We start from the raw sequence: 11,552 nt of genomic DNA on the forward strand, positions 1-11,552 counted from the left end.
CATCATGTCCGACACCGACGCAACGAAGCGCCGGCGCACCGTGTCCTGGGTGGTCGCCCTGTCGGCGATCGCCCTCGTCTTCGACGGGTACGACCTGGTCGTCTACGGCACCGTCCTGCCCACCCTGCTCGCCGACCCCAGCCAGCTCGGCCACATCAGCGCCGGCCAGGCCGGGGCACTGGGCAGCTACGCCCTGGTCGGCGTGCTCGTCGGCGCACTGGCCGCGGGCGCCCTCGGCGACTGGATCGGCCGCCGCAAGATCATGCTGATCAACCTGGCCTGGTTCTCGATCGGGATGGGGCTGACCGCCCTGACGCAGAACGTCACCGCGTTCGGCTTCGGCCGGTTCTTCACCGGCATCGGGGTCGGCGCGCTGGTCGCGACCGTCGGCGCTCTGGTGGCCGAGTTCGCGCCGGCCGGACGCCGCAACCGGCTCAACGCGATCGTCTACAGTGGAGTGCCCGCCGGTGGCGTGCTCGCCTCACTGCTGGCGATCGTGCTGGCCGACGACGTCGGGTGGCGCGGGCTGTTCTGGGTCGGCGCGCTGCCGATCGTGCTGGTCCTGCCGCTGGCGATCGTCAAGCTGCCGGAGTCGGCGAAGTGGCTGGCCGCCCGCGGCCGGGACGCCGAGGCGCGGGCGGTGTCGGAGCGCACCGGGGTCCCGCTGGTGCCGGAGCCGCCGGTGACCGACCGCGTCGGCTTCCCGGCGCTGGCGACCCGGGCCCTGGCCTGGCCGACCGCGCTGCTCGGGCTGATGAGCTTCGCCGGGCTGCTGCTGACCTACGGCCTGAACACGTGGTTGCCGAAGATCATGTCCGACAACGGGTACGGCACGAGCTACTCGCTGACCTTCCTGCTGATCCTCAACCTCGGCGCGATCATCGGCGGCCTGCTCGCCTCGCTGTGGGCGGACCGGGCGGGGGCGAAGCGGGTCGTGGTCACCACGTTCGTGCTCGCCGCGATCACGCTCGCGCTGCTGCCGCTGGACCTGCCGCTGGTCGCGCTGCTGCTCGCGGTGGCGGTGGCCGGGGTCGGCACGATCGGCACCCAGGTGCTGATCTACGGGCTGGTGTCCAACTACTACCCGACGCGGGCGCGCGCCGCCGGGGTGGCGTGGTGCGCCGGGTTCGGCCGGCTCGGCGGGATCGTGGGCCCGGTCGTCGGCGGCCTGCTGGTCGGCGCCGGTCTCGGCGGGACGACGGCGTTCTTCATCTTCGCCGGGGTGGCGCTCGCCGCGGCGCTGGTCACCGCCCTGGTGCCGCGGGCCGACCACGCCGGCGTTCCGGTGGCCGCGGTCGCGCCGGAGCCCGCCTAGAGTGACCATGTGGTCCACCGTCGCCCGCAGCTGATCGCCCGCGCCGCCGCGCTCGCCGCACTGGGCAGCGCGACGGCGCCGGCGTTCGTGCTGGTCACCGGCCCGGCCGGGGTGGGACGGTCCGCGCTGGCCGACGAGTTCGCCGCCCGGCACGACGGGCCGGTGCGGCGCGCGGCCGGGGCGCCGTGGGAGACCGGCCGCGCCGGGGGAGTGCTGGCCCAGCTCGGTGGCGCCGACGGGGTGGCCATTGTGGACGATGCGCAGTGGGCGGACCTGGAGTCCTTGCGCACGCTGGTCTCCGCCGTCCGGCACGACCACGATGGCCGGCTGCTCGTGGTCGCCACGTGCGTGAGCGGCGACCACCACGTGCCCGCGGCGGCGCTGGAACTGCTGCACCGCGCCGCGACCACGACCGTGCGCCTGGAGCCGCTCACCGCGTGCGAGGTCGGCGACCTGGCCGCGGCGCACGGCGTGCTGCTGCACCCGTCGATGGCCGAGCGGCTGTGGCGGCACACCGGCGGCATCCCGCGCCACGTCGTGCAGCTGCTCGGCGAGGTGCCGGCCGCGACGTGGGCCCGGTTCGACCCGGACCTGCCCGCGCCCGCCGCGGTCGCCGCGCGGGTGTGCGAGGCCCTGGAGTCGTGCTCGCCCGCGGCGCGGCGGCTGGTCGAGGCGATCGCGGTGCTCGGGCCGGGCACCGCGGTGCGGGACGCCGCGTCGCTGGCCGGGGCCGGCGGCGACGTGCTGCCGCTGCTCGACGAGGCGTGTGCCGCGGGACTGGCCGAGTTCGCCCCGCACGGCCTCACCGAAGCCGGCCCGCCGGACCCGATGGTGCGCGCCGCCGTGCTCGCCGCGATGGGCCCGGCCGCCGCCGCGGACGCGCACCGCCGGGCCGCCGACCTCATCGAGGACCCGGTGCGCCGCATGCACCTGCTGGTCGCCGCGTCCCCGGTGCCGGACGCGGCGGTCGCCGACCGGCTCGACGAGCTGGCCGCCGAACGCGCCGCCGAGGGCGCGTGGGGCGTGGCGGCCTCGTTGCTGTCCGACGCCAGCCGCCTCACCGACGACCGGCTGAAGCGGGAAAGCCGCCTCACCCGCGCGGTGGACGCGTTGATCGGCGCCGGGGACGCGTTCGCCGCGGCCGCGCTGGTCCCGGAGGTGGAGAGCCTGCGGGAGACGCCGCTGCGCAACGCCGTCCTGGGGTACCTGGCGATCGTGCGCGGCCGCGCCGCCGAGGCGGAAACGCGGCTGGGCCGGGCCTGGGACCTGGTCAACTCCGGACGCGAGCCGGACGTCGCGGCGCTGATCTGCCAGCGCTACGTGCTGCACTCGCTGGCGCGGTGCCGCGCCGAGGACCTGGTGCGGTGGGCGGACCGGGCGATCTCGCTGGTGCCCGCGGACGCCCCGGCCGCGGTCGAGGCGGCGGCGATCCGCGGGCTGGGCCTGGCCGGCAGCGGCCGCGCGGACGAGGCGCTGGCCGGGTACGCCGAGCTGGCCGGACGGGTGCAGCACGGCGCGCAGGCGCAGCGGATCCAGATGGGCCGCGGCTGGCTGAACCTGATGGTCGACGCGCTCGACGAGGCGCGGGTGGACCTGGAGATCTCGGTGCCCACGACGTTCCTCGGCGGCTCGACCCGGATCTCGCTGTGGGCGCGCGGGTGGCTGGCGCGGGCGCAGTTCCTGGCGGGGGAGTGGGACGAGGCGCTGCGCACGGTCGCGGAGGCCGAGCCGCTGCTGGACCGGTCCGGGATCGTGCTGGCCGGGCCGCTGCTGGCGTGGACGGCGGTGGCGGTGCACGCGTTGCGGGGCGACTGGGAGCGCGCCGAGGAGGCGTTGCGCCGGGCCGACGCCGGGCCGCAGGACTACGAGATCATGCGGGTGCCGTCGTGCCTGGCGCGGGCGCACGTCGCGGAGGCGCGCGCGGACTCGGCCGGGGTGCTGCGGGCGTTGCGGCCGCTGACGATGCCGTGGGCGGGCGGCAGCATCGACGAGCCGGGGCTGTGGCCGTGGGCGGACATGTACGCGCACGCGCTGGTGCTGGCGGGCAAGACCGCGGAGGCCGGCGCGTTCCTCGAACCGCACGAACGCCTCGCCGCCGACCGCGGGCGGGTCTCGGCCCGGGCCCGCCTCGCCGCGGCGCGCGGGCGGCTGCTCGGCACGCGGGGTGACGTGGCGGGGGCGCGGGCGGCGTTCGGCGAGGCGCTGGAGTTGCTGGAGGACCTGCCGCTGCGCTACGACCTGGCGCGGGTGAACTTCGCCTACGGGCAGATCCTGCGGCGGGCCGGCAAGCGCCGCGAGGCCGACACGGTGATCAGCACCGCGCGGGACGCGTTCACCGCGCTGGGCGCGGCGACGTACGTGGCCCGCTGCGACCGCGAGCTGAAGGCCGGCGGGGTGCACGTCCCGCGCGGCCGGGGGTTCGACGAGCTGACCCCGCAGGAAGAGGCGGTGTCGCAGCTGGTCGCGAGTGGACTGTCCAACCGGGAGGTGGCGGCCGAGCTGTTCCTGTCCACGAAGACGGTGCAGTACCACCTGACCCGGATCTACGCCAAGCTCGGCATCCGCTCGCGCGCGGAGCTGGCCGCCCGGCGCCGGTCATGAGCGGAAGTCACCGCGCTCCAGCAGGGCCGACACCGCGAGCCCGGCGACCAGGCCCCAGAACGCGGCGCTGATGTTCAGCGGCTGCACGCCGGACACGGTCACCAGGAAGGCCACCAGGGCGCCGAGCGTGAACTTCGTGCGGAAGGCCGTCACGAACGCGCTCTGCAGTGCCCGCAGCATCGCCAGCCCGCCCAGCACCGCGATGAACGCGGGTGGCGTCGCCAGCATCAGGCGCACGAACGCCGGCGCGAACAGGCCCGTCACCACCGCTCCCGCACCGCACACGAGGCCCGCCGTGTACTGGCGTTCGCGCTCGCCCGAGGCGACCAGCAGCGCGTTCGTCGGCCCGGTCAGGCAGGTGGACACCGCGCCCACCGCCGCGGCCGGCAGCGACCACAGTCCACACAGGACGGTCACCACGTTGGTCGGCGGCTCGTGCCCGGCCTGCTTCAGCACCGCCACGCCCTGGCCGTTCTGCACCACCAGCACGGTCACCGCCAGCGGCACGACCAGCTCCAGCAACGCGGTCCAGGTGAACCGGGGCGCCTGCAGCAACGGCTCGGCCAGCCAGCCGGAACCGGCCGGGGCGAACCGGCCCGACACCGCCACCGCGACCGCGCCCGCCAGCAGCGCCCCCAGGATCGGCGGCAGCCGCCGACCGGCCGCCGGCAGCGCGCTGAGCAGCACGAACACCACGACCATCGGGACCGCGACGCCCGGGTCCAGGCCGAGCGCGGTCACCAGGTCGAGCCCGAACTCCAGGAACACCCCGGCCACCATCGCCATCACGATCGGCATCGGCAGCGCGGCCATCACCGCGCGCACCCAGCCGGTCAGGCCGATCCCCAGGATCAGCAGCGCCGTCACCACGAACGCGCCCAGCACCTCGGCCCAGGTCAGGTGGTTCAGCGATCCGCCGACGACGACCGTGCCGGGGATCGTCCAGAAGAACGCGAGCGGCCGCCGGTACAGCCACGACGCGAGCACCGTGAGGATGCCGTTGAGGAAGAAGACCCCGAAGATCCAGGACGCCAGCTGCGCCGGGGTCAGCCCGCCCTGCACCCCGACGGCGAGGATGACCGCGATCGGCCCGGTCGCGGAGAACACCAGGCCGATCACGCCGTTGGTCAGCGTGGTGCCGGTGAGGTCCCGGCGCACCCGCCGCGGCCCGGCAACCGGTTTCGGCGGTCGCTCGAACCGCGGCGCGCGGGTCTCCTCGTCGAGGCTCATGTACGCATGTTGAACGTGGCGATCGCGATGCGTACACCGGGTTGTGGCGGGTGCCACAGGGTCAGCGGTCGAACACGTCCTTCGCCGCGTCCTTGACCTTCTCGCCCGCCTGCTTGACGTCGGCCTTGCCCTGCTCGCCCTTGCCTTCGGCCTCCCACTGCTCGTTGCCGGTGGCCTTGCCGAGCCCTTCCTTCGCCTTGCCCTTGAGCTCTTCCGCCTTGTTCCGGGCCTTGTCTTCGCCGCTCATCTCGGGTCCTTCCGGTCGGTGAGCGCTCCGGGTACCCCAGTGGATGATCCTTACCCGGCCAGGGCGGACGGTGGGGCTCAGCAACAGGAGCGCGGGCGGGTCGTGATGGGGCTGGGCGCGGCCGCGCTGCCGGTGCTCTCGATCATCGCCGTCACAGGTTGATGCCCGCGGACAAGCGCGGGCCCAGGACGAGGGTGCGGTGAAGCCGGCGACCTGCGCCTGGGTCACGCCGAACAGCACCAGCCCGGCCCCGAGGCCGAGGAAGATGCCACCCGGCAGGTCGAACCGGGCCACGCCCGCCGGGGACTCGCCGGGCAGCACGCGCCACGCCGCGGGCAGCAGCACCAGCGCGACCACGAGCATGAGCCAGAACAGCGCGGGCCAGCCGAGGAACTGGCCGATCCCGCCGCCGATGGCCGGACCGGCGGCGGTGCCGATACCCGCCGCCGCCTCGCCGACCGCCTCGGCACCCGGCCGCTGGTGCTGGCGGGTCTCACGGCGATGGCGCTGTTCGCCCTGTTCCTGTCGAGCTTCGCGACGGCAGCGTCGGTGATCCCCGCGGGCGTCGGGATCCCCGGGCTCAGCGTCGGGTTCATCTTCGTCGCCACCCCGATCATCAGCGCCGCGACGCGGGAGACGACATCGTCGCCGGGGATGACGACGGTCGGGTTCCAGGCCGACGTGTCGACCGGCTGCGACGCGTTCCTGGCCATGGCCGTGGTCGCCGTCCTCGCGTTGATCGTCGTGTTCCGGATGCGCCCCGCCGCCTCGGTCCGCGGCGGTCAGTCCAGCCCGTCGCGGTCGGCCCAGTCCAGCAGCGTCTCCAGCGAGTAGGCGGTGTCGTCGATGCCGGCGTGCAGGTCGCCGAGCTTGGCGAACCTCGCGGGGACCGTCGCGATCGTGCAGTCGCCCGGTTCGACGTCGTCGATCTCGTCCCACCGGATCGGCGTCGACACCGTCGCCTCGGGCACGCCGCGCACCGAGTACGCGCTCGCGATCGTGTGGTCGCGCGCGTTCTGGTTGTAGTCCACGAACACCAGCGCCGGGTCGCGGTCCTTGCGCCACCACGTCGTGGTCACGTCGTCGGGGGCGCGGCGCTCCACCTCGCGCGCGAACGCCAGCGCCGCCCGGCGCACCTCGCTGAACCCCCACCGCGGCTCGATCCGCACGTAGATGTGCAGGCCGCTGCCCCCGGAGGTCTTCGGCCAGCCCACGGCGCCCAGCTCGTCGAGCACCTCGTGCGCGACGTGCGCCACCCGCCGCACCCGCGCGAAATCGGCCTCCGGGCCGGGGTCGAGGTCGATGCGCCACTCGTCGGGCTTCTCGGTGTCCGCGCGCCGCGAGTTCCAGGGGTGGAATTCCACGGTACTCATCTGCACCGCCCAGATCACGTGGGCCAGCTCGGTGACGCACAGCTCGTCGGCGTGCCGGTCGTAGCGCGGGAAGTGCACGCGCACCGTCTCCAGCCACGGCGGCGCCCCGGCCGGCACCCGCTTCTGGTGCACCTTGTCGCCGCTGACCCCGGACGGGAACCGGTGCAGCATGCACGGCCGCTCCCGCAGCGCGCGCACGATCCCCTCGCCCACGGCCAGGTAGTACCGCGCCAGGTCGAGCTTCGTCTCGCCCCGCGCCGGGAAGTAGACCCGCTGCGGGTTCGAGATCCGCACCGTGTGGTTCCCGGCCTCCAGCTCCACCGCCTCGCCCTTGGCCATGGACCGAACCTAGCGCGAAAACCGCCCCGTCGCGGGGTGCCGGGCGGACCCGGCACCCCGCGACGGCGTCAGGGCGCGATCTCCTCCAGCGTGCGGCCGCGGGTCTCCTCCGCGAACACCGCGGCCACGATCGCACCCACCAGCGTGATACCGCTGATCAGCAGGAACACCGAACCCAGCGCGGTGCCGCCGGCGTAGACCGCGCCGACCAGGATCGGCCCGAGGATCAGGCCCAGCCGGTTCATCACCCCGCCCAGGCTGCAGCCCAGCGCGCGGCTGCGCGTCGGGTACAGCTCGGGCGTGTACAGGTACAGGCTGATGTTCACGGCGAAGTTGAACACCGCCGCCAGCGACGACCACACCAGCAGCTGCACCGGCGACCCGGCGCCGAGCGCGCCCAGCACCACCAGCATCGCGGTGGTCGCGCCGAGACCGGCGGCCAGCACCATCCGCCGCCCGATCCGGTCGATCACCAGCGCCGCCAGCACGCAGCCGGCCAGACCGGCGGCCGAGGTCGCGGTGCTGTACCAGAGCGCCTGGCCCAGCGGCAGGTGGAACACACCGCGGTAGATCGTCGGCAGCCAGGACGTGATGCCGTAGTTGGCGAGGTAGCCGACGAACCAGATCGTCCACACCGTCAGCGTGCGACGCCGGTAGCGTCCGGCGAACAGGTCGCGCAGGGCGTTGCCGCGCTGCTGCGGGGCGGTCACCGGCACCGCGGCGGCCGGCGCGGGCAGCGGCTCACCGGTCGCGCGCTGGACCTTCGCCTCCATCGTCGCCATCGCCGCGGCCGCCCGGTCGTACTTGCCGCGCGAGGCGAGCCAGCGCGGCGACTCCGGCACCTTCTTCAGGATCACGAACGCCATCAGGCCGGGCACGGCGGCCAGCAGGTACAGCGAGCGCCAGCCCCACAGCGGGATCAGCCACGCCGCGACCAGCGCGCTCACCGCCAGGCCCGCCGGGAACACCACCTCGTAGAGCAGCACGAACCGGCCGCGCTTGTGGGCGCGGGTGATCTCGCTGATGTAGGCCGCGGCGGTGGGCACCTCGCCGCCGATCGCGAGCCCCTGCACGAACCGCAGGACGAGGAACGGGGTGAGCGAGTCGCAGGCGGCCATGCCGGCGCTGCACAGGGCGCTGACCGCGACGCAGATCGCGATCACCTTGACGCGGCCGATCCGGTCGGCGGCCCAGCCGGAGACCAGCGCGCCGAGCAGCATCCCGATCGAGCCGATGGTCAGCGCCGCGGTGCTGGTGGCCGCCGACAGGCCCCACTCGCGGGAGAGCACCGGCAGCGTGTAGGCGATCAGCAGCTGGTCGAACGCCTCGAAGAAGGTCACGATGCCGATCAGCAGGCGAACGCTGATCTGCCAGCGCGACATCGGCAGCCGTTCCAGCCGGGCCGCGATGTCACCCTGCGTCATTGCGGGTGTGGCGTCGATGCTCATTCGGTCTCCTCGTCGGGCAATAGTGTGCGGGCTGAATCGAGGAATCGCACTGCTTCGTCCCAGGTGTCGTCTTCGTCACGCAGGGACAGCCAGGACTCGCCCAGGTTCGCGGCGAGCACCGGCAGCTCGGGGAGACCGGGCCAGGGACCTTCGCGCGGCTCGACGCCCACCGCGGGCAGGCCGTGCGTGGTGGCGGCCCACGCGGCGAGGTGGGCGCCCTGGCCGAGCCCGGTGAACGCGGTGGGCGGGACTTGCGCGCGCCGCCGCAGGTGGTCGAGCGCGCCGGCGACGTCGGCGGCGAGGTCCTCCGGTTCGAGGGCGGCGAAGTTGCCGCGCGGGTAGACCCGTCCGCCGGTGTCGTAGTAGAGCAGCGGGGCCACGGCGAGGTACCCGCACTCGGCGAGCGCGCGGCACGCGGCCTCGGCTCCGGCGGTGAGCCCGCGCTCGTCGTGCAGGACGATCACGGCGGCGCGTACGTCGGCGACGGGGTAGCGCACGAGCAGCGGCGCGGCCGTCTTGAGGATGCGGCGCCGCCGGTTGGCGGGGGCGTGTCCGTGGTGGTGGCTGGTCGCCGGGGTGGTCATCAGTCCTCCCGGGGGACGGGCACCGGCGGGACGAACGGGCGCGGCGCCGGGTCCAGCGCCGTCACGTCGACCTCGATCACGGACGGGCCGTGCTGCGCGACCGCCTTCTCCAGGGCCTCCCCGAACAGCGACGGCTTGCTCACCAGCTGGTACGGCAGGTCCAGCGACTGCGCCAGCCGCGAGAAGTCCGGGGTGTAGAGGTCCACCCCGGCCCGCGCGCCGCCGTGGTGGTCCTGCATGTTGCGCAGCACCCCGTACCCGCCGTCGTTGAACACGACCAGCACCAGCCACGGCTTCTCCTGCGCCAGCGTGCCCAGCTCGCCCAGGTGCACGGCCAGCCCGCCGTCGCCCACCATCACCAGCGTGGGTGCGTCGCGGCCGGCCAGCGCCGCGCCGATGCCGGTCGCCAGGCCCTGCCCGATCCCGCCGCCGACCGGGAACAGGTTGGTGCGCGGGTCGGCGATCTCCAGCAGCCGGTTGCCCCACTGGCTCGACGGGATCGTCACGTCCCGCGCGATCACCGACTCCCGCGGCAGCCCCGCGCGCATCGCGTCACAGATCTCGGCGTACGGGCCGATCGCCTCACGCAGCCGCGACCGCACGGCGGCCCGCGTCGCCACCGCCCGCCCCCGCCACGCCGGATCACCCGGCCCGCCCCGCAGGCGCCGGAGCACCTCGGCCGCCTCCCCGGCGATTCCGACCGTCGCCGGGTACACCCGGCCCAGGGCGGCGGGGTCGACGTCGATCTGGATGTGCCGCTCGGGCAGCGCCAGGTGGTAGTGCCTGGTCTCGTTGGACCGGAAGTGCGTGCCGATCGAGATCAGCAGGTCGGCCTCGGCCAGCAGGTCCTCCGCCGCGGTCGCGAAGTTGCCCACCACCAGCTCGTGGTCCTCGGGCAGCGTGCCCCGCCCGGAGTTGCTCGTGAACACCGGCGCCCGCAGCCGCTCGGCCAGCTCCCGCACCTCGTCCCGCGCGCCCACCGCGCCACCGCCGGCCCAGATCACCGGCCGACGCGCCGCGGCGAGCAACTCTTCCGCCCGGGCCAGCGCGTCCTGGTCCGGCGACGGCACCGGCGCGGGGGTCTCCGGACCGCGGGCGGTGAACGTGTGCCGCGCGTACTGCAGGTCGATCGGCCACTCCACACTGGATGGTCCACAGGGGATCGACACGGCGTGCCGGACCGCCTGCCGCAGCACGTCCTCGGCGTCGGCCACGGAGGAGATGGTCGCCGCGTGCTTGGACACCGCCGTGAGCATGCCCAGCTGGTCGCGGGTCTCGTGGATGACCCCGCGCCCCTGCCCGAGGTAGGGCGAGTCGATCTGCCCGGTCACGTGCAGCACCCGGCTGCCCGCGGTCAGCGCCTCCACGAGCGACCCGGCCGCGTTGCCCGCGCCGGTGCCGGTGCTGGTGATCGCGACGCCGAGGCCGCCCCGGGCGCGGGCGTACCCGTCGGCCGCGTTGACCGCCGCGGCCTCGTGCCGCACCGGGACGAACCGCAGCCGCGCCGCGATCGCCTCCACCAGCGGCAGGTTGTGCACGCTGACGATGCCGAACGCGGTGTCGACGCCGTTGTCGATCAGGATCTGGGCGAGCAAGTCCCCGCCGTTGCCGTGTTTCACGAGTGTCTCCTCAGACGTATCGGGCGACGCCGCCACCGACATCGAGGGCGGAACCGGTCACATAGGACGCGCGTGGCGACAGCAGCGCCACGATCGGGAAGGCGACCTCGCCGGCGGTGCCGAGCCGGCCGAGCGGGATGCCGCGGTCCTCGGCCAGCTCGCGGGTCCAGTCCTCCCACGACCGGGAGGTGCCGGACTGCTCGTACCGGCGCCGCCACTGCCCGGTGTCCACCAGGCCGAGGCACACCGAGTTGACCCGCACCTGGGGCGCCAGCTCCGCGGCCAGCGTCTTGGACAGGTTCAGCAGTGCCGCCCGCGCCGCCGAGGTCGCGGCGAGCTGGGGTTCCGGCTGCCGCGACAGGATCGCGTTGACGTTGACCACCGCCGCACCCGGCCGCAACCACGGCTGCGCGGCGCGGACCACGTGCAGCACGGAGAAGATCTTCAGGTGCAGCTCGTCGCGCCACTGCTCGTCGCTGGTCTCGGCCAGCCGCGCCATCAGCGAGCGGCCGGCGTTGTTGACCACGCCGTCCAGCCCGCCGAACTCCTCGCCCGCGCCGGTGACGAACCGCCGCACGTCGCCGGCGTCGAGGACGTCGCAGGCCGCGGTGTACAGCCGGGCGCCGGACGCGCGGGGCAGATCGGCGAGCGCCTTCTCCAGCCGCTCGCCGTCCCGCGCGCACGCGGCGACGTGCGCGCCCTCCGCGAGCAGCAGCGCGGCGGTGGCCAGCCCGACACCGGAGCTGGCGCCGGTCACCACCACCGCCCGCCCGGAAAGTCGCAGGTCCATGAAAGC

Annotated in this window: 10 protein-coding genes; 3 read left to right on the forward strand and 7 right to left on the reverse strand. The window is 74.6% G+C overall.

Annotated elements, in window-relative coordinates:
* The first annotated feature begins 4 nt into the window (after nt 1-4).
* Together L1857_RS13585 and L1857_RS13590 are read left to right on the forward strand one after the other, a co-directional pair.
* Nucleotides 5-1,315 carry an MFS transporter gene (locus L1857_RS13585; RefSeq protein WP_116115042.1) on the forward strand — a complete coding sequence of 437 codons (1,311 nt, stop codon included), beginning with the start codon at nt 5-7 and terminating at the stop codon, nt 1,313-1,315.
* 9 nt (nt 1,316-1,324) lie between these two features.
* On the forward strand, nt 1,325-3,916 hold the full coding sequence (locus L1857_RS13590; RefSeq protein WP_116115040.1) for a LuxR family transcriptional regulator: 2,592 nt from the start codon (nt 1,325-1,327) through the stop codon (nt 3,914-3,916).
* On the opposite strand, the gene L1857_RS13595 is transcribed toward L1857_RS13590, so the two are convergent.
* Nucleotides 3,911-5,146, reverse strand: a complete 1,236-nt coding sequence (locus L1857_RS13595; protein ID WP_116115038.1) for a benzoate/H(+) symporter BenE family transporter — start codon at nt 5,144-5,146, stop codon at nt 3,911-3,913. The two genes, L1857_RS13590 and L1857_RS13595, sit on opposite strands and share 6 nt — an antisense overlap.
* 61 nt (nt 5,147-5,207) lie before the next feature.
* Nucleotides 5,208-5,393: a CsbD family protein gene (locus tag L1857_RS13600; RefSeq protein WP_116115054.1), complete on the reverse strand. Its 186-nt coding sequence runs from the start codon at nt 5,391-5,393 to the stop codon at nt 5,208-5,210.
* A gap of 480 nt (nt 5,394-5,873) precedes the next feature.
* On the opposite strand from L1857_RS13600, the gene L1857_RS13605 reads away from it, so the two are divergent.
* A complete protein-coding gene (locus L1857_RS13605; RefSeq protein ID WP_205413425.1) occupies nt 5,874-6,227 on the forward strand; it encodes a hypothetical protein in 354 nt (117 codons plus the stop codon).
* On the opposite strand, the gene ligD is transcribed toward L1857_RS13605, so the two are convergent.
* The 5 genes from ligD to L1857_RS13630 all read right to left on the reverse strand — a co-directional run bounded on the left by ligD (nt 6,176) and on the right by L1857_RS13630 (nt 11,546).
* Nucleotides 6,176-7,105, reverse strand: a complete 930-nt coding sequence (gene ligD / locus L1857_RS13610; protein WP_249465231.1) for a non-homologous end-joining DNA ligase — start codon at nt 7,103-7,105, stop codon at nt 6,176-6,178. The genes L1857_RS13605 and ligD overlap by 52 nt on opposite strands.
* A 68-nt stretch (nt 7,106-7,173) precedes the next feature.
* A complete protein-coding gene (locus L1857_RS13615; protein WP_167481524.1) occupies nt 7,174-8,553 on the reverse strand; it encodes an MFS transporter in 1,380 nt (459 codons plus the stop codon).
* Nucleotides 8,550-9,137, reverse strand: a complete 588-nt coding sequence (locus L1857_RS13620) for a dienelactone hydrolase family protein (protein ID WP_249465234.1) — start codon at nt 9,135-9,137, stop codon at nt 8,550-8,552. Before L1857_RS13620 ends, L1857_RS13615 begins: the two co-directional genes overlap by 4 nt.
* Nucleotides 9,137-10,756, reverse strand: a complete 1,620-nt coding sequence (locus tag L1857_RS13625; RefSeq protein ID WP_249465236.1) for a thiamine pyrophosphate-binding protein — start codon at nt 10,754-10,756, stop codon at nt 9,137-9,139. Before L1857_RS13625 ends, L1857_RS13620 begins: the two co-directional genes overlap by 1 nt.
* 10 nt (nt 10,757-10,766) lie before the next feature.
* Complete coding sequence (locus L1857_RS13630; protein ID WP_116114323.1) at nt 10,767-11,546, reverse strand: SDR family oxidoreductase; 780 nt, start codon at nt 11,544-11,546, stop codon at nt 10,767-10,769.
* Between the last annotated feature and the right edge of the window lie 6 nt (nt 11,547-11,552).

Source organism: Amycolatopsis thermalba, from assembly GCF_023376025.1.
GTDB lineage: Bacteria > Actinomycetota > Actinomycetes > Mycobacteriales > Pseudonocardiaceae > Amycolatopsis_E > Amycolatopsis_E thermalba.